Annotated in this window: 19 protein-coding genes, 9 tRNA genes and 1 rRNA gene; 3 read left to right on the forward strand and 26 right to left on the reverse strand. The window is 45.9% G+C overall.

Annotated features, from left to right (window positions below):
• Window positions 1–9: 9 nt before the first annotated feature.
• Entirely contained in the window at window positions 10–2,187 is a 2,178-nt protein-coding gene (locus ACETMN_RS26435) for a RelA/SpoT family protein (RefSeq protein ID WP_091020468.1), read from the reverse strand.
• Between the two features lie 374 nt (window positions 2,188–2,561).
• Between ACETMN_RS26435 and uraA the strand changes: the two genes are divergently transcribed.
• A complete protein-coding gene (gene uraA, locus ACETMN_RS26440) occupies window positions 2,562–3,878 on the forward strand; it encodes a uracil permease (RefSeq protein ID WP_411735352.1) in 1,317 nt (438 codons plus the stop codon).
• A gap of 160 nt (window positions 3,879–4,038) precedes the next feature.
• On the opposite strand, the gene ACETMN_RS26445 is transcribed toward uraA, so the two are convergent.
• From ACETMN_RS26445 to ACETMN_RS26470, 6 genes are all read right to left on the reverse strand, one after another.
• The gene (locus ACETMN_RS26445; RefSeq protein WP_192133247.1) at window positions 4,039–4,554 is read right to left on the reverse strand and encodes an adenine phosphoribosyltransferase; all 516 of its coding nucleotides are present in this window, start codon (window positions 4,552–4,554) and stop codon (window positions 4,039–4,041) included.
• Between the two features lie 37 nt (window positions 4,555–4,591).
• On the reverse strand, window positions 4,592–7,000 hold the full coding sequence (recJ, locus tag ACETMN_RS26450) for a single-stranded-DNA-specific exonuclease RecJ (RefSeq protein WP_105601832.1): 2,409 nt from the start codon (window positions 6,998–7,000) through the stop codon (window positions 4,592–4,594).
• Window positions 7,001–7,040: 40 nt separating this feature from the next.
• Complete coding sequence (locus tag ACETMN_RS26455) at window positions 7,041–8,000, reverse strand: cation diffusion facilitator family transporter (protein WP_091020475.1); 960 nt, start codon at window positions 7,998–8,000, stop codon at window positions 7,041–7,043.
• Window positions 8,001–8,073: 73 nt separating this feature from the next.
• A complete protein-coding gene (gene secF, locus ACETMN_RS26460; RefSeq protein WP_091020476.1) occupies window positions 8,074–8,982 on the reverse strand; it encodes a protein translocase subunit SecF in 909 nt (302 codons plus the stop codon).
• Entirely contained in the window at window positions 8,972–10,222 is a 1,251-nt protein-coding gene (gene secD, locus ACETMN_RS26465; protein WP_091020478.1) for a protein translocase subunit SecD, read from the reverse strand. The genes secF and secD overlap by 11 nt, the downstream gene beginning before the upstream one ends.
• A gap of 91 nt (window positions 10,223–10,313) precedes the next feature.
• Window positions 10,314–10,553, reverse strand: a complete 240-nt coding sequence (locus tag ACETMN_RS26470; RefSeq protein ID WP_036617497.1) for a post-transcriptional regulator — start codon at window positions 10,551–10,553, stop codon at window positions 10,314–10,316.
• 227 nt (window positions 10,554–10,780) lie between these two features.
• On the opposite strand from ACETMN_RS26470, the gene spoVB reads away from it, so the two are divergent.
• The gene (gene spoVB, locus ACETMN_RS26475) at window positions 10,781–12,403 is read left to right on the forward strand and encodes a stage V sporulation protein B (RefSeq protein ID WP_192133245.1); all 1,623 of its coding nucleotides are present in this window, start codon (window positions 10,781–10,783) and stop codon (window positions 12,401–12,403) included.
• Window positions 12,404–12,406: 3 nt separating this feature from the next.
• On the opposite strand, the gene ACETMN_RS26480 is transcribed toward spoVB, so the two are convergent.
• Window positions 12,407–13,135, reverse strand: coding sequence for a DUF421 domain-containing protein (locus tag ACETMN_RS26480; protein WP_210109171.1), 729 nt, complete (start codon window positions 13,133–13,135; stop codon window positions 12,407–12,409).
• 228 nt (window positions 13,136–13,363) lie between these two features.
• Between ACETMN_RS26480 and ACETMN_RS26485 the strand changes: the two genes are divergently transcribed.
• Window positions 13,364–13,756, forward strand: a complete 393-nt coding sequence (locus tag ACETMN_RS26485; RefSeq protein ID WP_411735353.1) for a TIGR04086 family membrane protein — start codon at window positions 13,364–13,366, stop codon at window positions 13,754–13,756.
• A gap of 124 nt (window positions 13,757–13,880) precedes the next feature.
• On the opposite strand, the gene yajC is transcribed toward ACETMN_RS26485, so the two are convergent.
• The 18 genes from yajC to rrf form a co-directional block, all read right to left on the reverse strand.
• Window positions 13,881–14,192, reverse strand: coding sequence for a preprotein translocase subunit YajC (yajC, locus tag ACETMN_RS26490; protein WP_036616875.1), 312 nt, complete (start codon window positions 14,190–14,192; stop codon window positions 13,881–13,883).
• 68 nt (window positions 14,193–14,260) lie between these two features.
• Entirely contained in the window at window positions 14,261–15,397 is a 1,137-nt protein-coding gene (gene tgt, locus ACETMN_RS26495; RefSeq protein WP_036616872.1) for a tRNA guanosine(34) transglycosylase Tgt, read from the reverse strand.
• 43 nt (window positions 15,398–15,440) lie between these two features.
• Window positions 15,441–16,469 (reverse strand): tRNA preQ1(34) S-adenosylmethionine ribosyltransferase-isomerase QueA, encoded by a 1,029-nt coding sequence (gene queA / locus ACETMN_RS26500; protein WP_091027605.1) that lies wholly within the window; start codon window positions 16,467–16,469, stop codon window positions 15,441–15,443.
• A gap of 6 nt (window positions 16,470–16,475) precedes the next feature.
• Window positions 16,476–18,563, reverse strand: coding sequence for a SpoIID/LytB domain-containing protein (locus ACETMN_RS26505; protein ID WP_192133243.1), 2,088 nt, complete (start codon window positions 18,561–18,563; stop codon window positions 16,476–16,478).
• Between the two features lie 122 nt (window positions 18,564–18,685).
• A complete protein-coding gene (ruvB, locus tag ACETMN_RS26510; RefSeq protein WP_411735354.1) occupies window positions 18,686–19,696 on the reverse strand; it encodes a Holliday junction branch migration DNA helicase RuvB in 1,011 nt (336 codons plus the stop codon).
• Between the two features lie 55 nt (window positions 19,697–19,751).
• Window positions 19,752–20,366, reverse strand: coding sequence for a Holliday junction branch migration protein RuvA (ruvA, locus tag ACETMN_RS26515; protein ID WP_036616866.1), 615 nt, complete (start codon window positions 20,364–20,366; stop codon window positions 19,752–19,754).
• Window positions 20,363–20,866, reverse strand: coding sequence for a crossover junction endodeoxyribonuclease RuvC (gene ruvC / locus ACETMN_RS26520; protein WP_017686765.1), 504 nt, complete (start codon window positions 20,864–20,866; stop codon window positions 20,363–20,365). Before ruvC ends, ruvA begins: the two co-directional genes overlap by 4 nt.
• Before the next feature lie 316 nt (window positions 20,867–21,182).
• Entirely contained in the window at window positions 21,183–21,875 is a 693-nt protein-coding gene (locus ACETMN_RS26525; RefSeq protein ID WP_210109136.1) for a BofC C-terminal domain-containing protein, read from the reverse strand.
• 202 nt (window positions 21,876–22,077) lie between these two features.
• Window positions 22,078–22,151: transfer RNA gene (locus ACETMN_RS26530), tRNA-Pro, on the reverse strand.
• A 7-nt stretch (window positions 22,152–22,158) separates the two neighbouring features.
• Window positions 22,159–22,237 (reverse strand) — tRNA-Leu (locus tag ACETMN_RS26535).
• Between the two features lie 16 nt (window positions 22,238–22,253).
• Window positions 22,254–22,330: transfer RNA gene (locus ACETMN_RS26540), tRNA-Arg, on the reverse strand.
• 6 nt (window positions 22,331–22,336) lie between these two features.
• Window positions 22,337–22,411, reverse strand: a tRNA-Gly gene (locus tag ACETMN_RS26545).
• Between the two features lie 24 nt (window positions 22,412–22,435).
• Window positions 22,436–22,513: transfer RNA gene (locus tag ACETMN_RS26550), tRNA-Asp, on the reverse strand.
• 27 nt (window positions 22,514–22,540) lie between these two features.
• A tRNA-Met gene (locus ACETMN_RS26555) sits at window positions 22,541–22,614 on the reverse strand.
• Between the two features lie 17 nt (window positions 22,615–22,631).
• Window positions 22,632–22,707, reverse strand: a tRNA-Val gene (locus tag ACETMN_RS26560).
• 8 nt (window positions 22,708–22,715) lie between these two features.
• A tRNA-Glu gene (locus ACETMN_RS26565) sits at window positions 22,716–22,787 on the reverse strand.
• Window positions 22,788–22,791: 4 nt separating this feature from the next.
• Window positions 22,792–22,867, reverse strand: a tRNA-Asn gene (locus tag ACETMN_RS26570).
• A gap of 83 nt (window positions 22,868–22,950) precedes the next feature.
• Window positions 22,951–23,067: ribosomal RNA gene (rrf, locus tag ACETMN_RS26575) — 5S ribosomal RNA — on the reverse strand.
• Between the last annotated feature and the right edge of the window lie 47 nt (window positions 23,068–23,114).

The raw sequence follows: 23,114 nt of genomic DNA on the forward strand, positions 1-23,114 counted from the left end.
ACAGGCTCCTTACTGCATAATCCGATGCACTGAATAGACATCTTTCACACGTTTGATCCGTTCTACAACGGATTGCAGATGATCCGTATTACGAATCAGAATTGTGACGTGCACCAATGCTAATTTATTTTTATCTGTCCGTCCTGTAACGGCAGATATATTGGTTTTACTTTCAGATACAGCCTGAAGTACCTCATTGAGCAAGCCATTCCGATCATGGCCTGTAATCTCAATATCCACACTGTAACTTGCTTCGATATTCTCTTCCCACTCGACCTCTATAACACGTGCTGCTTCTTCACCGTCTGCACTTGTAGGAATATTCGGACAGTCACTACGGTGTACGGAAACGCCGCGTCCACGTGTAACGTATCCGATAATGTCATCTCCAGGTACAGGATTACAGCATCGTGCGAATCGAACAAGCAGATTATCGATGCCTTTGACACGAATACCGTTGGTTGGTCGATTTCTGCGCTCAGGCGCAGGTTTCAGCTCGCGCATCTCAGAATTTAATTCCAGCAAACTGGATTCTTCCTGCTCTTTACGCAGTTTTTCGGTTGCTTTGGTTACAATCTGTGCAGCAGTAATCCCACCGAATCCAACAGCCGCAAGCATGTCCTCAATATCATTAAATGCATATTTTTTGGCAGCTTCCATCAACTTGTCATCCGTCATCCACGCAGAAGGATCAAGCCCCATACGTTTCAGTTCACGCTCACAGCTTTCCCGACCTTTTTCAACGTTTTCTTCACGGCGTTCCTTCTTGAACCATTGTTTGATCTTCGCTCGTGCATGAGAAGATTTCGCAATTTTCATCCAGTCCTGGCTCGGTCCGTAAGAATGTTTGGACGTCAAAATTTCGATGATATCACCTGTCTTCAGATGATAATCAAGCGGAACAATCCGACCGTTTACTTTGGCACCAATGGTCCGATTACCAACCTCCGTATGAATTCGATAAGCAAAATCCAAAGGAACAGAGCCGATCGGCAATTCAATGACTTCTCCTTTTGGCGTAAATACAAATACCAGATCCGAGAAGAAATCCATTTTGAGCGATTCTACGAATTCTGACGCGTCCTGTGCTTCATTTTGGAGTTCAAGAATTTCGCGGAAGAACGTAATTTTATCTTCGAATTGCGGACCTGCCGCTGCGCCTTCCTTATATGCCCAGTGAGCAGCGATACCAAATTCAGCAGTCCGGTGCATATCCCATGTCCGGATCTGTACTTCCGTTGGTTCGCCATTGGGACCAACTACGGTTGTATGCAGCGATTGGTACATATTCGCCTTTGGCATCGCAATATAGTCTTTAAAACGTCCAGGCATCGGTTTCCATAAGGTGTGTATAATTCCCAGGGTAGCATAACAATCCTTGATATTATCCACAATAATACGAATGGCAAGCAGATCATAAATTTCGTTAAACTGCTTGTTTTTGGTGGTCATTTTCTTGAACACGCTGTAGATATGTTTCGGGCGGCCCGAAAGGTCTGCCTGAATGCCCATCTCATCGAGTTTGTTCGTAATTCCGTCCATAACCGTATCAATATATTGCTCACGTTCGGCACGCTTTTTGTGCATCAGGTTCGCAATACGGTAATATTGCTGCGGATTCAAATAACGGAGGGCGATGTCCTCCATTTCCCATTTGATCGCAGAGATCCCCAGACGGTTCGCAATCGGACAGAAAATTTCCAGCGTCTCATATGAAATTCGGCGCTGGCTTTCTTCCGACTGAAACTTGAGTGTCCGCATATTATGCAGACGGTCAGCCAATTTAATCACGATGACACGGATGTCCTGCGCCATGGCGATGAACATTTTGCGGTAGTTCTCGTTCTGCTGTTCTTCCTTGGAGCGGAACTTAATACGTTCCAGCTTCGTCAAGCCGTCAACAAGCATGGCACACGTATTGCCGAAATGATTGCGGATCTCTTCAAGTGAGACCGTAGTATCCTCTACTACATCATGAAGAAGCGCTGCTATTATGGAGATGGTGTCCATCTGCATGTTCACAACAATGTCGGCAACCGCAAGCGGATGCAGAATATACGGTTCTCCCGATTTTCGCGTCTGTCCATGGTGGGCCTGATCAGCAAATTCGTAAGCTTCTCGTATGCGCACCAGATCGGGTTCTTTGATATATGCCCCGGCCTTCTCGAGTAATTGCTCTATGCCCATTCTGATCTGTTCCGTGTCCTTTCTATACCAAATGGAACCCGTGACAGTGCTGCAACACAGGTTCCCCGTAAAAGTAATTTCCTATAATTATGACGCTTCGCCCGTTTCCCGTCAACTGCTGACGAATAAGAGCGCTTATCCAATTTTTATATTGGTGATCTGTATTACTGTTAACCCGTTTCCCTATGCTTCACAGGGGATTGAATGTATTTCTTTAATTCTTATGTATTATTGCCGTTATTTGCTGAAATAGAAGGAAAATTCATGAAAATATAAATTCCATCGCTCTGCTACGTCAAAAATGTTATTGCTTAATTAAGAGAAACTCTGTAATCTATTGAAAGTTTGTGTTTCGGAAAAGGAGATGAAATTCATTGCAACGCGAAATTCAGGTTAATCAAAAGATGCCACTTGGCTCAGGTTCACTGCTTAGCCTTCAGCATTTGTTCGCCATGTTTGGCAGCACGGTGCTTGTACCTAACCTGTTCGGTGTCGATCCAAGTATGATCCTGCTGATGAACGGGATTGGAACACTGTTGTACATACTGATGTGTAAAGGTAAGATTCCAGCATATCTCGGATCAAGCTTTGCCTTTATTGCACCTGTCACAATGGTATTAAAAGAAAATCCAGGTAACGGTTACTCCATGGCACTGGGCGCCTTTATCATTACAGGTATTGTGTTCTGCCTCGTAGCCCTCATTATTAAATATGCTGGTACCGGATGGATTAACGTAGTCTTTCCCCCAGCAGTTATGGGTGCCATTGTTGCCCTGATCGGTCTGGAACTCGTACCCGTTGCAGCTGGTATGGCCGGATTAATTAATTCGGATCCTGTAGCTAACCCCAACTGGTTTCCTCAGGCAAAACCCATTATTCTCTCTATGGTCACGCTCGGAATCACTGTCATTGGAGCCGTGACGTTCCGTGGTTTCCCCAAAATCATTCATATTTTAATCGGAATTGTATCCGGTTATGTATTGGGTAGTTTAATGGGTCTCGTAGACAAACAAGCTATTGGACAAGCTGATTTCATCTCACTACCGACTATAACCACACCTACATTTGACTGGTCCGTCATTTTCACCATTTTACCTGTAGCGCTTGTCGTTATCGTAGAACATATTGGACATTTACTTGTAACCAGCAGCATTGTGGGCAAAGATCTTTCGAAAGACCCAGGCCTCCATCGTTCCCTGCTTGGTAACGGGGTATCCACCATTCTTTCCGGGTTTGTAGGATCTACTCCCAATACAACCTATGGTGAGAACATCGGTGTTATGGCACTGACCCGCGTATACTCTACATACGTCATTGGTGGGGCAGCGGTTATTGCAATCGTGCTCTCCTTCTCAGGGACGTTCTCAGCACTTGTAGCTAACATTCCTGTGCCTGTTATGGGTGGGGTATCCCTGCTTCTGTTCGGAGTTATTGCAGCATCGGGTCTGCGTATTCTGGTTGAACAGAAAGTCGACTTTGCCAAGCCGACCAATTTACTGCTTACTACACTTGTACTGGTCATTGGACTGAGTGGTACTGAGGTTGTCTTCTACGGCGTTCATCTGAAAGGGATGGCACTGGCAACCATCGTCGGAATCCTGATGAGCTTGTTGTTCAAACTGTTTGAAGTAATGGGTTGGTTGAATGACGATTCGCAAAAACAGCCTATCACTGAAAAAACGCCTGATTAATCTCACTGTACCGTATATAATCAAAAAAAGCCTGTTCTATCCAACCTTAACGGTTGGATAGAACAGGCTTTTTTATAATCATTAATGCTGTATATTATTTCCCGGGAAACGGAAAAGCAATTCAGGTTTTAATCACAACACTCCAAGTGGAGATTTAAACTTAGTAGTTCATCAATGTGAATACATCGATTTTTCCAGGCAACTTAGCACGACCATTCAGATCAGACAGCTCGATCAGGAATGCAGCACCAACAACGTTCCCACCCAATTGTTCAATCAAGTTGATGGAAGTTGCAATCGTTCCACCCGTTGCGAGCAGATCATCTGCGATCAGGACATTTTGACCTTTTTCAATCGCATCTGTGTGCATCGCGAGTGTATCCTTGCCATACTCGAGATCATAACCAACTTCAATCGTCTCTCCAGGCAGTTTTCCACTTTTGCGAATCGGAGCAAAACCGACACCAAGAGCGTATGCCAGAGGGGCGCCCACAACGAAACCACGTGCTTCAGGTCCAGCAATAACGTCAATTTTGAGATCAGAAACCATCACTTTCAGTTCATTGATCGCATTGCGGTACATTTCTCCATCCTTCAACAATGTTGTAATGTCCTTAAAGCTGATTCCCGGTTGTGGAAAGTCAGGGATGACACGAATATAATCTTTAAAATCCAAAATAATCTCCTCCTAAAATAAATACACAAACTTCCATCTAAGATACGCCCTTCATCCGGGATATCATCCATTGTGTCAGTTGCGGTGTGGCTGCATCCAGCATCACCTGTTCTATCTCGGCCATATTTTCGAGCGCCTGATAGTGACGTGAAGCGGTTAGTTCACGCTTAGGCGGGTTATCCACAAACGTAATTTTGCCGTTATCACGGGTAATGAAGGATAACTCTTCGAATACATCCAACATCATCGTAATCATGCGCGGCGAACAACTACACTGACGACTGAGCACAGGAGTAATCTCTTGTTCCTCCACGGGTTCAGCTTTCCATTTCAACACCTGCATATAAATACGCTTAAAGAGTTCTCTGGAAGGCATCTGAAGGCGATCTCGGCGGTTGCCTGATCCGTGCAGAAGGATGATATTCTCAGCTCCACTGAACAAAGCCAGCATGGCATTAAGTTGTTCCGGGGTTTCCGGCGTATCAAACACAAATAACGTCCGGACTTGTTCCTGTCCATAATGCTGTGCAGCAGCATTACACGGAAATAACCCGACCTTTCTATCATATACCCAAAGGCAAGGTTCATACAATGAATTTCCCTCGGAAACGTCTGTTTCTTTCCGAACAATTGCACCAACAGAACCAGATTTATATCGCAGATGCACCTCAAGTGAGCTCAAGAAATGTTTCATCGCATTTAATGGCTCGGCATTTCCGCGCAAATCAAACACTTGAACCTGAGGAACATGAATGTCCTGAAGCATCAATTGAGGTTTTCTCATTCCATTCCATTCATTGATGGACAGTTCTCCCATCACATCAATAACGGAACCTGGGAGAAGAAATTCTGCTAACGCTCCCTTGCCAAAAGCGACGGTTTCCAGTTGCTGACCATCCTGTTCCAGAACCAGTTTCAGATGGCGTTTCTCTCGTCCCATCGTTCTGGTTTCCTTCACAGTCACACTTCTCAATACAAACCGTGGCGAAGGATTGCTCATTCCAAAAGGCTGCAATCTGTCGATCTCCTGGATCACTTTCAGCGGAACATCACTGATTCTGCATTCATCATCCGCAAGACGTTGAGGTACAAAGTCCTCTTCAGTTAATACAGATGCAGCAAACTCATTCAAACCAGCCTCAAGTTCTTCCAGCTGTTCCCGATGCAAGGTCATACCTGCTGCAGCAGGGTGTCCCCCGTAATGGTCCATAGTGTGTTTATTGACTGTGAGTGCCTGATAGATATCCAAGCCCTCAATGGAGCGCGCAGAGCCCTTGCAGACACCGCTCTCTGGATCGATCCCAAGGATAAGTGTAGGTCGGTAATAACGCTCCAGCAATTTGGACGCCACAATACCAACCACTCCAACGTTCCAGCCCTCACCAGCCAATACGATTACATCTGGAACGGATCCTGAACGTAGCTGTATCTTTTGTTCCAGCTGTGCAGTTGCTTCTTGTAATATGCCCTCTACGACTTGCTGCCGCTCCCGATTCAATAGATCTAGTTGGCCCGCAAGCGTATGAGCTTCATCCAGATTCTCGGTGGTGAGAAGTGATACCGCTCTCCCGGCATGATCCAAACGTCCACTGGCATTAATACGAGGTGCCATGGCAAAGGCAATATTAATTGAAGTCACCTGACTCTGATCCACTCCACTGATTTCCAGCAATGCACTCACACCGGGTAGACGTGAACCACGCATCGATTCTATTCCATAACTGACGATAACCCGGTTCTCCCCTTCCAAAGGCATCAGATCGGCTACGGTACCGATGGCGGCAATCTCCATCCATTCACCGGGTACCTCCCCGATTAGTGCCTGAGCAAGTTTCAGGGCTACTCCCGCTCCGGCCAAACCTTTAAAAGGATACGGACATCCTGGAAGTTTTGGATTAATAAGAGTAAAGGCTTCTGGCAAAATTTCAGGTGGCTCGTGGTGGTCTGTCACAATGACTTCAATTCCCAGTGTTGCCGCATAGGCAATCTGTTCAACAGCACTGATTCCGGTATCCACGGTAATAATCAATGAAACGCCTTGTTGATGGGCCCAATCCAACGCATGGTTGTGCAACCCATACCCTTCATTCGAGCGATGAGGGATATAGATATCGTACGAAGCCCCAAGATGACGCATCAAATGGATCATAAGCGATGTGCTGGATACGCCATCAGCGTCATAATCCCCGTAGATCAAAATATGTTCTTCCCGCTCCAATGCCAGTTTGATACGTGGCACAGCTTCATTCATGCCGAGGAGCAGATAGGGATCATGCATCTGATTAAGGTCAGGATGCAAAAAACGTTCGGCCTCCTTCTCATTGTGCACTCCTCGACTCACAAGCAAACGTCCAACAAGGGGTGAAACGGAAAGCGCCTGCGAGAGTCCCGCAGCCGCCTCCAAATCGATATTCGGTGTATTCCACCGGTATTGCGAATAAAGCAATGATAACGCTCCTTTCCTGATCTACTGGACCCGCGCTTCACTACTGAATTAATGTCGCTTCGTGATCGGGCAGTTCATGATTGGATTTATAGGGATAACCTGGATCATAAGGTATCGCTTGAATCTGTACTTCTTTCACATGACTGAAACGGGTGAGCAGTAATGTCTTGGCACGATTTGCAATCTCCTGTGCTTCCAGTATCGAGATCCTCGGATTCACACTAATGACCAGCTCAATCGTAACGTCATGTTCCTGTTCACGTGCAACCAAATGCTCAATGGTAATGATGCCATATACCCGCTGTACGGTCTCTTTGAAATCTGACGCTTCTTCCTGCTCCAACTCCTGAACGAGTGAACCATAGACTGTGTCCACAATCATTCGGTAACCCTTGTGAAGCACAAAACAGGAAGCAATCAACGCAGCTGTGGGGTCCAGGTAGAGCAGCATGCTCAAACCCGTTTCTTCACCAGCCATCGATCCTATAATGCCGATTAACACGGTGAGCGAACAATAGAGTGCACGGCGATGTTGCTGTGCATAGGCCAGCGCCTGAGACTGGTTTCGTTTACGGAAATATCTGTACTGAAATTGAAAAATCGCTTCTTTCACAGCCAAAGCTGCAACAGCCACCAAAAGTACCGACTTGCCGGGTGCTTCCGGTTCACTTCCGGAGAGACTGCCCAATGCGGAGATGGCAAGCTGTAATCCACCCATGAGAATCAGCACAGATAACAATACTGAGATTCCGGGTCTAGCAACACTTGAATGTTCTTTAAACCGTCCCCTGCGAGCCTTGCTCTTATCACGTACAGACTTGGAGGGAAAGAGACCTGCCAGGGCAGAACCAGCTTCAGAAGCAGAATACAAGCCGTCAGCGAGCAATGATTTGCTGTTTGCCATATAACCGACTCCCGCCTTGATCACCGCAAGTCCCATATTACCAGCAATACCGCTCCATGTGGCAGCCTGGGCAGATGGGATATGTTCTCTGGTCATGAATATTCCCCCTTAATTCTGTACATAAAGTTGCAAAACCGCGCCTGGCAGACGCGGCTTCACAATAAAATGTTTAGTTAGATTCTTTAGCTACTGTCTTAGGTTTGTTCGTTTGTTTACCTTTGAGCGTAAACCATAATGGAGCTGCAATAAAGATTGAAGAATAGGCACCGAAGAATGTTCCGATCACCATCGCCAGAGAGAACATACGAATCGACTCTCCGCCAAAAATAAACAAACAGAGTGAAGCAACAAATACAGTAAATGTTGTATTCAGCGAGCGCGTCATCGTTTGGGCTAAACTATGATTCACCACTTCACGCAAATCAGCTTTCGTTGATTTTTTGGCGAAACGCAGATTCTCCCGAATCCGGTCAAAGATAACGATCGTATCGTTGATCGAGAATCCGACAATGGTTAACACTGCCGTAATAAAGGTCAGATTCACTTCAAGACGGAATATAGAAAATACACTTATAACTACGAAGGCATCATGGAATATGGAAACAACTGCTGCCAAAGCGAATCGCCATTCGAATCGAATCGCAACATAGATCATGATTCCGATACTGGCAATCAGCACCGCATAGATTGCATTACGCTCAAGCTCTTTGGCCATTTCTGGATCAACGGTATTCACTTCATAAGAAGCAGTCTCATCCAGTTTGCTAAATTCTTGCTTGAATTTGCTTTCTTGGTTTTCATCCAGTACGTTCGAGAATCGAATATTAACCCGATCAGATCCAGTTGTAATCTGGACTTCCTTTGTGTCAACACCCAGTTCATTCACGATTGGATTGATTTGCTCCGTTGTAACTGCTTTGGATACGGTAATATCCACATTTGATCCTGAACGGAAGTCAACGGCGTAGTTTAATCCAAGTGAGAGCAAACTGATAATCCCTACCACAGTTAAAATGATCGAGAATGTATAGGCAATTTTACTTCCTTTAATATAATCAAAATTCCAATTAAAGCGCACGAATTTCACTCTCCTTCACTCCGAAGTACTTAGGCTTCTTCAACACGTTAGCCCGTACGAGCAGGGTCAACAGGAAGCGGGAGAAGAAAATATTCGTGATGATACTGGTGACAATATCAAAGATCAGCACGAGTGCAAAACCTTTAACCGCACCTGTACCCAGGAAGAACATAACAGCGGCCGCAATAATGGTAGTGACATTGGAGTCAATGATTGTCCGGAAGGAATGTTTACCACCCGCTTTAACCGAAGACAAGATCGACTTACCACTGCGCATCTCTTCTTTAATCCGTTCGTACGTGATGATATTGGCATCCACCGCCATCCCTATACCCAGGATAAACGCCGCAATACCTGGAAGGGTAAGCACGAATTCTCCTAAATAGAAGATTGCAAGTACCAGCCACGTATGTGTAATCAAGGCAAAACTCGCAATAATACCAGGAATGCGATAAAGCCCAATCATGAACACTAGAATAATAACGGAACCAATCAATCCCGCTTTAATAGTCTGATCCAAAGAAAGCTTACCAAGTGTTGCACCAACACTTTGTGAATACTTCTCTGTAAGTTTCAGTGGCAATGCACCCAGGTTAATGGTGTCACGAAGCTGGTTTGCTTCGTCACGTGTGTAAGCACCCGAAATCTGAGCGGAACCATCTGTCAACTGTTGTCTAACGGTTGGAGCAGATAGAAGCTCATCGTCCAAATAAATAGCGAGAGGTTGTCCGATCAAACGTTTGGTAATCTCGGAAAATTTGGCTTTGTCTTTCACTTGAATGTCAATCATCGGCTCATTCAATTGAGTGAACACAACTTTGGCTGCATTCTCAACAAATTCATTTCCGCGAAGCTCAATTTTGGTGTATTCGCCTTCCTTGTCGTTCTCTGCTTTACTACGGAAGGTCAAAACAGCAGGTTCTTTCATTTTGGCTCTAACTTCAGCCTCATCCGTAACCCCTGCCAACTTCAATCGAATCCGGTTGCTTCCTTCAGTGGTTACCTCCGGTTCGCTTGTTCCAAGCGCATTGGCGCGGCTTTCAAGGCTTTTGGCCGTTTGCACCAAAGATGCTTTCGTTACTTGTTGACCTGCTTCGAGCGGCTCTGCTTCATATAAAATCTCGTAGCCTCCCTTTAAATCAAGGCCCAAGCGTATATTTTTGAGCAGTTCCGGGCTTGTTCCCACCATTACCCCTGTGGTGACAAGCACGACCAGAATGAAACTGATAATTCTTTTCATGCCGTTCCTAGATCCCCTTTCGTTCTCAATATTCCTATTATAGCGATGCCGTAAAAAGCAGTCAATTTTCAACAAAAAAGATCCCTTTCGTCTAGAAAGAGGACCCCCGGTATGCAGACACGGTCATAAAGTTCATAAAGCTTGTTGCTTTCAGTGACAAAATGTCGTTCACCAGCTGGTGAAGCGGTGGAATGCCCTGTTTTTCATATTTATGACTGACGCAATTCCAGACATCTTTGCTGGTGACATATTCGTAACCGACAAGCCTTAATTCCTCCGCCTTGCTACGGCAGAGCATCTCTATTGACTGTTCCAACTCCACATCATTCATTTCTTCCAACGGGGAGCCTCCCTTCGTACATCCAAGCCTTTATGCGGCATCAATATTACATGATTCGACTTCACCTAATCATATTCCTTCTTGCTGATTATGGTTCTTTTTGTTAATCGTGTCCAAGTTGTCATGAGAAGATAAAGGACTGGCATAGGATGAAGAACAACGGCTTTGTCCCGTTTATGTTGATAGCCTGTACTTTCAACCGGGAAAGAGGGGTAGTCTTGAAGAAACAGACATTTATTCAGGGGGCCATGATCCTGCTCGCGGCAGGCATAATTAATCGAATACTTGGTTTCATACCGCGCATTGCGCTGCCACGAGTCATCGGTGCAGAAGGTGTTGGCATCTACCAATTGAGCTATCCCTTTTTTATCGTACTGGTGACATTAATTACGGGTGGTATTCCGCTCGCCGTAGCCAAGCTCGTTGCCGAAGCTGATACCGGTGCCAATCGTTATTCTCCCCAGCGAATCCTGCAAGTAAGCTTAAGTTTTACGTTGACCCTTGGTGTTGTATTCATGTTTTTGTGCATCCTGTTTGCACCCTGGGTTACCAAGTACGTGCTCACTGATGAGCGGGTGTACCATACGTTCGTTAGTATGAGCCCCATGATTGCCATTATCGCCGTATCTGCTGTCTACAGAGGGTACTTCCAAGGCAAGCAAAATATGATGCCTACTGCCATTTCATCCATTGTTGAAACCATCATTCGTATCGTCTGTGTCATTTGGTTTGCCTGGCTTCTCCTCCCCCACGGTATTGCCCAAGCTGCTGCTGGTGCCATGCTGGGCGCGCTCGTTGGAGAATTCGGCGGTATGCTTGTACTCTTGTGGAAGTATAACAGGCAGAAGAAAGAGTTACCGCTCGCTATGCAACAGAACATGTCCAATCTCACAGCCAAACCTTTAAACCCAATACCTTCAGTTCTGAAAGAAACGGGTACTCCACAGCCGGGATTAATCCGGCGTTTGCTTGCAATCTCTATTCCTGTTACAGCAGGCCGATTGGTTGGCTCCTTATCCTATCTGGCCGAAACCATCGTTACTGCCCAGAGTCTGGCTCTGGCAGGCATATCCAAAGGGCTCGCTACAGCACAATATGGTGCATTACAAGGTATGATTATTCCTTTGCTGCTGCTGCCGGGGGCACTAACCTCATCGCTCGCGACATCACTTGTGCCTTCACTGTCCGAAGCTTCTGCTCAGGGAGATCGCGCACTGATTCACAAAAGAATGCATCAGGCCTTACGTTTGGCACTTGTGACAGGTGCTCCGTTTTCCGTGTTTATGTATGTGCTTGCCGAACCGATGTGTCTTGTTCTGTATAATGATGCATCGATCGGAAGCATGCTGAAGCTAATGGCTCCTTTTGCTTTGTTCATTTATATTCAAGCTCCTCTTCAAGCTGCATTACAAGCTCTTGACCGTCCAGGTAAAGCATTGCTAAATACGTTTATCGGTGCTGTTATCAAAATCACGATGATTTTAACGCTTGCTTCCCAGCCTGAATATGGCATCTTCGGTGCAGTCATCGCCATCTGTGTGAATTCTACGGTAGTTACCCTGTTGCATGCCCAAAGCGTACGTAGCCTGCTACAGTTCCGCTTCAAAATGATGGATTGGGTCAAGACGGGTGCAGGAATGTTTATCATGGGAGCAGCGACCCTACTTGTATACGAAGAGACTGCCATGATATTGCCTTTTTGGGTAAGGATGCTTCTCGCTCCTTTTGTCGGGCTTATCGTGTATTTCATCGTCATGGGCTGGACCAAAATGATTGACTTTCATGATCTGTCCCGTGTTCCTTTGATTGGTTCATGGTTCAAGCGCCGGTCAGGCAAATGATTTTCATTTTTTATCATCTTTTGGACTGACATATATCTTCCCATTGTGGTCAATGGAACATATAAATACATCCTTGAAATCCAGAATTCCGTTATATTGAATTTGATTTTTCAGCCAAAATCTCGTTTTCTGAATGATCTCAAGATTCTGATCCTGAACCTTTCCGTCCATAATTAAGGGTAGTGGCAGACCTTCATATTTAATATTTGGAAATTTGATATTTGGAGATCCGTCAATCTGGTTTTTTCCTATTTTGGATTTACTGGAAGAAGAATCTTCTGAGTCAGAACCGGAAGAATTGCTGTCGTTAGAAGTATTCTCATCCTTGGGAAACACGGTCAGCTTGCCTGTGGTCTCCAAAATAGCGAAATCAACCTCACCGATACTGTCTACATTCTGTTCACGGAGTTGTTGCAATAGATCATCCAGATTATAGCGTTGCTTCCGCATCTCATCCCGGTGAAGGACGCCTTTGGAGATCAAAACAGTAGGTTTGCCATCAATTATCAGGCGAAGACGCCGACTTTTAAGACCTATAAAGGCCATTCCGATCTGTACAATGATCAAGGTAAGCATGGGGGCAATCCCGTGAGAGAGCGGTTTATCAATATCTTCAATGACAAAAGCAGCCATTTCAGCAAGCATAATGGACACGACAAGATCAAACATGGATAGCTTACCAATCTCACGTTTACCCATAACCCTCATTGCACAATACACCAAAAAGTACATGAGAATGGTTCGAAAGATATGTGATCCGACATCTGGGAAGTTCACAACAGGGGTCCTCCTTCGAAACTGAGTTTTTAACAGTTAGCTGGGTAGTGCAATCCCTATTTTGACCTGAACCTTACATGCTCATGCAGAAATAATCCGTTCATTTAATGGAAAACAGTTCATAAGTCCGAAGGCTTGACCATACACTGTATTAACTTATAACTTGTACAAGGGGGTTGCTTCATGCAATTGATCCGCCGCTTGGTTTCGTTTCGAGTGTCCAATCCGATTCTGTCAGGCCTCTGTCAGGCTTTTGTATGGATGTTTATCGGGGCATTTATTCTCTCCTTGTTTCTCTGGATGAGCGGAATGCGGGAACAGGACCTCTCGTTGTATACCTATGTTGTTCATGGCTTGTCATTATTGGTTGGTGGTTTTGTGGCAGGCAAACGTTCTGGTGAAAAAGGATGGTACTACGGAGGGATTACCGGAATCGTATATGGACTCCTTGTGCTGTTGATCGGATTTCTCGCACTGGATGCTTCGTTTAATTGGAAGGACAGTTTACAAATGCTTAGCGCGTTCTTCATTTCAGCTCTCGGTGGCATATTCGGTGTTAATACGCATCGCTCCTAACTGACTGGTAAAGAACATCGACCTTCCCTCATAAATCAAAAAAGAGAACCGGGTCTCCAGGGAGATCCGGTTCTCTACTAGGGATACGCCACAAACGCACCCTCATTATTCTATGTTACAGTAACTATTCAACAGCCGTATCACGAGCTACGGCCGTGCTGATTGCATTACGGTCAAATGTAAGCTTAGTTACATCGTTTACACGCAATACAACCACATCGTCCGTAATCTCAGCGATCGTTCCGTGAAGGCCACCAATCGTTACAATTTTATCGCCTTTTTTCAACTGGCTCAGCATGGAATTCCGTTGCTTTTGCTTTTTGTTCTGTGGACGAATCATTAAGAAGTAGAAAATCGCAACCATGAGTACTAAAGGTACAATCAAAGATACGATTCCACCGCCTTGCGCTCCTGCTAGAGGCATTCCTTGAAACATTCAAAACTCCCCCTTATCGACTATACGTACAGATATTACTTGTTACGCCGGCTTCCACAAAACTTGAATCAGAAACCTTTGTCATTGTCATGAAGACCATATTGATCGAAAAATTCATCCCGGAAATCAAGCAAACGATCTTCCATAATGGCTTTACGTACGTTACGCATCAAATTCTGCAAGAAATGAAGATTATGGATCGTTGTCAAACGCAGGCCAAATGTTTCATCTGCTTTGATCAAATGACGCAGATAAGCTCTGGAATAGTTGCGACAAGTGTAGCAATCACATTCAGGATCTAATGGTCCAAAATCTGTTGCAAACTTGGCATTGCGAACTACCAGACGTCCTTGGCTGGTCATTGTTGTTCCGTTACGGGCAATCCGGGTTGGCAGAACACAATCGAACATGTCCACTCCACGAATTGACCCCTCAATCAACGCATCGGGCGAACCTACCCCCATCAAATAACGTGGTTTATTGGATGGCAACAAAGGTAACGTATAATCCAATACACCATACATCAAATGTTTCGGTTCTCCAACACTCAGTCCACCAATAGCATACCCCGGGAAATCCATGGAAGTCAAATCTGCGGCGCTCTGACGGCGAAGATCCTCATGCATGCCTCCCTGTACGATGGCAAACAGACCTTGGTCATGCGGACGAGCGTGACTTTCGAGACAACGTTCCGCCCAGCGGCTTGTTCTTTCGAGTGATTTTTTTACATATTCATATTCAGCCGGATACGGTGGGCATTCGTCAAACGCCATCATAATATCGGAGCCAAGTGCGTTCTGGATTTCCATCGCTACTTCAGGAGAAAGGAACTTCTTGTCTCCATTTAGATGAGAACGGAAGTTAACGCCTTCTTCCGTAATTTTGCGCATCTCGCTGAGAGAAAACACTTGGAATCCGCCGCTGTCCGTCAGAATTGGACGATCCCAGTTCATGAATTTGTGCAATCCGCCAGCTTCACGGATGATTTCATGTCCTGGTCTTAGAAACAGGTGATAGGTATTACTCAAAATAATCTGAGCATCCATTTCTTTCAACTCTTCAGGGCTCATTGTTTTGACAGTCGCCTGTGTCCCTACAGGCATAAAGGTTGGTGTCTCAATAATACCGTGAGGTGTATGTACACGTCCCAGACGTGCACCGGATTGTTTGCAAGTTTTGATATGTTCATACGTAATTGCTGCCATTGGTTTTAATCATCCTCTAAAAGTTAATCGTTATACCGTTATACTAATATATCAACATGGCATCGCCGAAGCTGAAGAACCGGTATTTCTCTTGGATGGCTTCCTCATATGCCTGCATAATATGTTCCCTGCCTGCTAGTGCACTAACCAACATAACCAACGTGGATTTCGGGAGATGAAAATTCGTAAGCATCCCATCGATCACTTTGAAGGAATAGCCTGGGTAGATGAAAATGCTGGTCCATCCGCTGCTCGCTTGCAGTATTCCATTTTCAAATTTGCTGCCTACCGTTTCCAGAGTCCGGCAACTGGTTGTACCAACCGCAAAAACACGGTGTCCATTCTCTTTGGTCTGGTTAATCAGGTCTGCTGTTTCTTGTGACAAGGAGTAATACTCCTCATGCATGACATGATCTTCTACAACGTCTACCGACATTGGTCTGAACGTTCCCAGTCCTACATGCAGCGTAATGAAGGCAACATTAACGCCCTTGGCACGAATCTGATCCAACAATTCATCCGTAAAATGGAGTCCCGCTGTAGGTGCAGCAGCCGATCCTTCATGCTTGGCATACACGGTCTGATACCGTTCGCGGTCATCCAATGTCTCCTTGATATAAGGTGGCAACGGCATCTCACCCAAACGGTCCAGAATCTCTTGAAAGATTCCATCATACGTAAACGTAAGCGTACGTGCCCCCATCTCGCCCTCTTCTTCAATGATTGCCTTCAGTTCCTCACCGAATACGATGACCGATCCGGCTTTCAGTTTTTTACCCGGCTTAACCAGTGCTTCCCACTTGTCGCCTTCCACATTTTTAAGCAATAACACTTCTGCCTTTGCTCCTGTATCTTCTTTTGTACCAAACAGACGAGCTGGAAGAACACGTGTATCATTCAGAATCAATGTATCACCGGGATTCAGAAAATCGATAATATCAGGAAACGTTTGATGATTAATCTCACCACTATCTTTGTTCAAGGTAAGCAAACGGGATGCCGTGCGATCAAGCAACGGCGTCTGTGCTATCAATTGCTCTGGTAATTCAAAATCATATAAGTTCACATTCATTTAGTTTCATTCCTTAACAATAGTCGCATTTTGATAATAGTGTTTCAATATTGCCTGGTAATCATACCCCTCATCTGCCATGCCTTTGGCTCCCCATTGGGACAAGCCCAATCCGTGGCCATTGCCCTGACCGATGAACATGAAGGTCTGACCCTGCGTTACCGCTCTCGCTTGACCATCACCACTCATCACCACAAGGGCATTACCGGATGATGAGCCTGTACCAGAGGCAGACATTACAGCAGCACCATTAGAACCGGTTTTGCTGGCTGTTTTGCCGTCAGCGCCTAATACAGTATAACTTCCGGTCCCTGCAATATCAAATAAAGTGCTCGGTAATCCACCAAGCGCAGAGCGGTATGTATCGGCATATTTCACCGTCATAGCCTGTCCGTTGGCAGTGACTTCAAGTGCTCTTCCGGAAGGTCCACGCTTGGTCACTTCCAAGGTTGAGATTGAAGCAGGAACAGACGCTGTTGTTTTACCCTGAAGGGATTTAACCAACTGTGCAGACGTGAAAGGTCCTCTCACCCAAGCATAATCATTGGATTGAGCCACTTTTGCCAGTACAACAGCTTCGTTGCCTGGATTCATTTTGGCTACAGGTTCAACGGTGGATTGAATTAACGGAATGGCACGTACATTGGTGTTCTGAGCCGTTACCGTCACTTTTGCCAGTCCCGCATTGGTCTTGGTCGTTAATTCTTTGATGTTATCCTCACGAATGTACCCGCTAACGCCTGAACTCAGCAGCACATGGTACCACGTATGTAATCCTGCCTGGGCTGATGTATCCCCTGAGCTAACCACATTGGTGAACACACCTGCTCCGCCGTTCCATACCTCAGAAGGATGAGCGGTCTGTCCGCCCGCATTGGAGGAGAACACCGCTTCGATAATTTTCCCACCGCTCTTGACTACTTCTCCAGCAGTTGCATCTACTGCGCTGGTTACTTTATCGTTCTCCGAACCAATCCCGTTATAGGCTTGGCTGAGCGTTGTATCCACAACATTGGCAATTTTGAAACGTTCACCCTGTTGAAGCGCGTAGGATCGGGCAGCTACGGCTTGAACTTTCAGAGCTTCAGCAGGCCAGGAGGAATACACCTCTGCCCCTACGACAGAGTACAGATATTGCTCCAGTGGAACGACATTGACCAACGCCAGATCACCACTTACGATGCTGATTTCCATATCTCCACGATACGTTCGCTGGGAACGTTCCACTACTTTGATACCATTGCCATTCCCTTGTACCAATGCTTTGGATTCAGTACCTGCAATGGTGTAATGCGGAGCTGTTTTGAGTGCATCCGTACTTAATCCTGCATCCTGGCGGATGATGAGCCCTGCACTATTGTTGACAGGTGAAAGGCTTACCCCCGGAGCTTTGGCTTCCACACTGTTCTTTAATGCAGTTAATTCCGCATCCGTTGAAGCTTCACCCACCCATACTGCATATGCTTGGCTTCCTCCACTCAGTTGAAGGACCGGATAAGCACTACTAACTCCTGTTGATAAAAGGTTGGCTTGCGCTGCCTCTGCTTCCTGAAGTGAACCATACGTTCCAGCAGACAGGCGCTTACTTCCGGTCACAGTTGGCTTTTGACCAGCCAATTGAGCTGCTGCTGCCTTTTGTACCCGTGTAACAGCTTGTCCAGCCAGTGCCTCCGTTGCATAATTGCCTGTGTAGAGCTGGTAAATGGCATTTCCATTCACAGACGTTGTGAACAACAACGGCTTATCCGCGGTTGCCTGCAACAATTTTGCTGCAGCAGATGCTGCCTTGAAATCCGCTGTTTCCAACACTTTCACTCTGAAACCATCTGCACTGAAACGAACTTGCCCTGCCGGAAGGCTTACATTTGCGCCACTCTCCGATTGGATGCTCCATTGTCCGGTCGATTCAAGCGTAATGAGTGATGTAGTTGATTTATACGTACTGCCCAGATTCGCAAACAAGGCTACCCGGATCGTCTGTCCATCATTTCCTGCTGCATATGCAGGCACTTGCAGACAACCCACTGTCAAAAGAGCTGCCGCCAGTACCTTCAATCGACGACTCCACTTCTTCGTTCGTATTGCTTTTCCCACAATCAGACTCCTCTCCATGCATTGCCTTCACTTTATATCGGATTAACACACGTAATATTTCAATGTTTATGGTGAACCTTCAATTGGTAAACGTTCGAATCGTGGACTTTCACCAGGCTCTATTATTTTCCGTCTCTTGGTGGAACAGGTATACCCAAATGATGATAGGCTAGATCTGTTACGATCCTGCCCCTTGGTGTACGCTGAATCATACCAATCTGAAGCAGATACGGTTCATAAACATCCTCGATCGTCTGACTTTCTTCACCAATTGTAGCAGCAATGGTATCCAACCCTACCGGACCTCCCCGGAAGCTGTTGATCATCGATTTGAGCATCTTATGATCGATCTCATCCAGGCCACGCGGATCAATCTGGAGACGTTGCAGCGCTTCTTCAGCCAGTGTCTGTGTTATAATCCCGTCACCACGCACCTGTGCAAAGTCACGTACTCGTTTTAACAAACGGTTCGCTATCCTCGGTGTCCCACGTGAGCGCAATGCAATCTCTTGCGCAGCATCCCCCACAATTTCCACACCCAAAATTTCGGTAGAGCGTGAGACGATATAAGCCAGCTCATCAACTGTGTAGAATTCCAATCGACTGATAACACCAAATCGGTCTCGAAGTGGAGCAGACAGCAAGCCAGCACGCGTTGTAGCCCCAATCAGAGTGAATGGCGGCAGATCCAGCCGAACGGAACGTGCACTTGGACCTTTACCAATCATAATGTCCAATGCGGAATCTTCCATAGCGGGGTACATGACTTCTTCAACTGTACGATGCAAACGATGAATCTCATCAATAAACAGGACATCGCCTTCCTGCAGATTGGTTAACAATGCTGCAAGATCACCCGGGCGTTCAATAGCCGGTCCTGACGTAGTTCGTAAATTAACACCCAGTTCGTTGGCAATAATGTTGGCAAGTGTTGTTTTACCCAGTCCAGGTGGGCCATATAACAAAACGTGATCCAATGCCTCATTACGGAATTTGGCAGCTTCAATATATATCTTTAAATTTTCCTTCACCTGATTCTGCCCGATATATTCATTCAGATACCGGGGACGAAGACTCAACTCAACATTTTGGTCCTCCATCATCAGGTTCGCGGAAATAATCCGATCATCCATGTTCATCCCTACCTTTTTTTGCAGGCTACAGCTATATTATAATATGCAATTTGTATTATCCCGTAAACAGCATTTGCAGCGCCTTTTTCATCAACACATCAACGGAATCTGCTGTAGTAACATCCTTTTTCAATTTGAGCCATACTTTATCAAGCTCACTGTCAGTATACCCAAGTGCCTTGAGACCTTCACGTGCCTCATCCCAGGCTGAACCACTTCCCGACTCTTCCGATGGAGGAGCGAACAAACCTGTTGCATACGCTGCCGCACCAAAGCTATCCAGCTTATCCTTGAGATCCAGAATCATGCGTTGTGCAGTCTTCTTGCCGATGCCTGGCAATTTGGTCAAGAACGTAAGATTCTCCTGATAAATCGCCGTAACCACATGTTCTGGTGTACCTCCAGCGAGTATGCCCAGAGCTACTTTTGGACCGATACCGGATACTTCAATCAGTTTACGGAACAAACGCTGCTCGTCCCGGGTAACAAATCCAAACAGCAACATCGCATCCTCACGCACATGATGGTGAGTGTACACCGTAATTTCGCCTTCTTGCTTGGCAAACGCAAATGGATTCGGACAGAATACGCGATACCCTACACCATGAACATCCAGAACAATATAATCATTCTCTACATGAATGAACTGTCCTCTTAGAAAATCAATCATTTTCGCAATACCTCATTCAACTTGGAATTTAATGTATAAGAGTGTGCGTGGCACACGGCTACAGCTAATGCATCCGCTACGTCATCCGGCTTAGGAACGACCTGAAGACGCAAGAACATTTTGACCATCTCCTGTACTTGCTTCTTCTCCGCTTTACCGTACCCCACAACAGCCTGCTTGATCTGCATTGGCGTATACTCTGCAATAGGTAAACCCTTCTGCGCGGCAGCGAGTACCATAACGCCTCTCGCCTGACTGACAGACATTGCTGTTGTAACGTTCCGGTTGAAAAAAAGTTTCTCTAGCGCTACTGCGTCAGGTTTGTATTTATCAATCAATTGCACCATACCTTCATATACGTGAAGCAACCGTTCCTCTTCAGGGGTATGAGCTTCCGTCTGAATACATCCATATTGTACGGGTACCACCTTACTGCCGATTTTATCCACAAAACCAAAACCAACAATCGCAATACCCGGGTCAATTCCCAAAAAACGCAAAACCATCTCTCCCTCACAAAAGCGAACATATGTATCGTTCATTTCATTATAACAAAAGATAGACCCTGCGGCAGGAAAAACTTTGTCTAACTGATTACTCGTCTTTATTCGCGGAATTTTTACATGTTTATTCGTATTTTCAACTATTTCAGTATAAACGACAAAAGGACATCTCTTCGATGTCCTTCATCATATTCCACATATATTTGGGTGTAACGCTTGGTTCCCTAAACCATCAATGTTATTGCTATTGCCACTCATTTCACCATCGTTTCAGTACTTCACAATCTTAGTACTGTAGGTGAGGACGTTTGGATTACCCGCCATTACGGATTAAATGATGATCTTCATCCACGGCGTAGTCACTGAACGTAGAAATCACGCTATCATACTCATCCTTGTCCTGAATCCGAATCCCCTGCTGCAATTGATCCAGCACCCCTTCAGGCAAAGAACTTTCCAACGTCCCAACATCCAATTGAAAGAACGTACGAATAACCTTCTCTTTTGCTGGCTTACCCTCGTACAAATTAAGGTTCCCTACAGCATCTATGCTGATATACGCCTGCTGTTTACAAAGCGGTGAAAGATCATCTACACGTTGCTTCAAATGCAACTCATCTGATGTTCCGACGGTAGCATCCCATTCCGGATGTTGAGCAAGGAGCATCTTCAACTGCGGTCTAGCCATCTTGCCTAACTGCTCTGTCTCCACTCCGCAGATGTACTGTGTTTCCAAAACCACACTTGTCAAATGATCCGGATCAGAATCAAGTTGCTCTACTAACGCCTGAATCTCCTGTTCAGATCTTGTTTCCTGCGTAACAGGCCCCATCACACTGGTTGCCTCACTAAAATTAGTTGTCAGCAAACGCTCAATCGCCGATGAGATGGACAACCCGCTATAAGCCAATATCGTAACTGCAAGCAGAGCCGCCGTCATCCATACTGTTCGTTTCCACCGTCGCCAGCGTCTCTTGAATTGTTTTCTGAAGTTAAACGTGTTCACATGAACCCCTTCTATCACTTTTTAAACCTATTGTGACCTAAAGACTGAGGCTTTATGCACAACTAACTTATCGCTGAAGAAGGAACACACATGTGTTAGGTTAGAGAACTTGTCATAGTGAATACCGGAACCTGCATTTATAGAATCTTATATAGATAAATATAAAAAAACACTATCTAATTATAGATAGTGTTTTTAGAGATCGGGATGACACGATTTGAACATGCGACCCCCTGGTCCCAAACCAGGTGCTCTACCAAGCTGAGCTACATCCCGTTATATATACCGGCGAGAGGACTCGAACCTCCACGGTTTCCCACTCGATTTTGAGTCGAGCGCGTCTGCCATTCCGCCACGCCGGCAAATTTGAAGTTATAATGGCGCGCCCTGAGAGATTCGAACTCCCGGCCTTTTGATTCGTAGTCAAACGCTCTATCCAGCTGAGCTAAGGGCGCAAATATTGGAGCGGAAGACGGGAATCGAACCCGCGACCCTCGCCTTGGCAAGGCGATGCTCTACCGCTGAGCCACTTCCGCATACGGTATTAATAAATATAAAAATGGCGGAACCGACGGGATTCGAACCCGCGATCTCCTGCGTGACAGGCAGGCATGTTAGGCCAACTACACCACGGTTCCAGATCACTTTCTCAAAGGAAAGTATAATTGCGGGGGCAGGATTTGAACCTGCGGCCTTCGGGTTATGAGCCCGACGAGCTACCGGGCTGCTCCACCCCGCGTCGTTATAAAGTTTATATGGTGGAGGCTGAGGGGATCGAACCCCCGACCCTCTGCTTGTAAGGCAGATGCTCTCCCAGCTGAGCTAAGCCTCCAACTTATATGACCCGTAGGGGATTCGAACCCCTGTTACCTCCGTGAAAGGGAGGTGTCTTAACCCCTTGACCAACGGGCCTTAATGGCTCCCCGAACAGGGCTCGAACCTGTGACAACTCGATTAACAGTCGAGTGCTCTACCAACTGAGCTATCAGGGAATATATGCATTTGCAGTGCAAATGCAATTCATCGTACAACGTCCACATGCAGAGCCTGTTTTCTATGTATGATGAAAGAGTTCGCTTGGCGGCGTCCTACTCTCCCAGGACCCTGCGGTCCAAGTACCATCGGCGCTAGAGGGCTTAACGGTCGTGTTCGGGATGGGTACGTGTGGAACCCCTCCGCCATCGCCACCAAACGCATAGCTGTGCTTACATTTCAGAGATCGTTCTCTGAAAACTAGAT

It is taken from the genome of Paenibacillus sp. M2, from assembly GCF_046713495.1.
Taxonomy (GTDB): domain Bacteria; phylum Bacillota; class Bacilli; order Paenibacillales; family Paenibacillaceae; genus Paenibacillus; species Paenibacillus amylolyticus_B.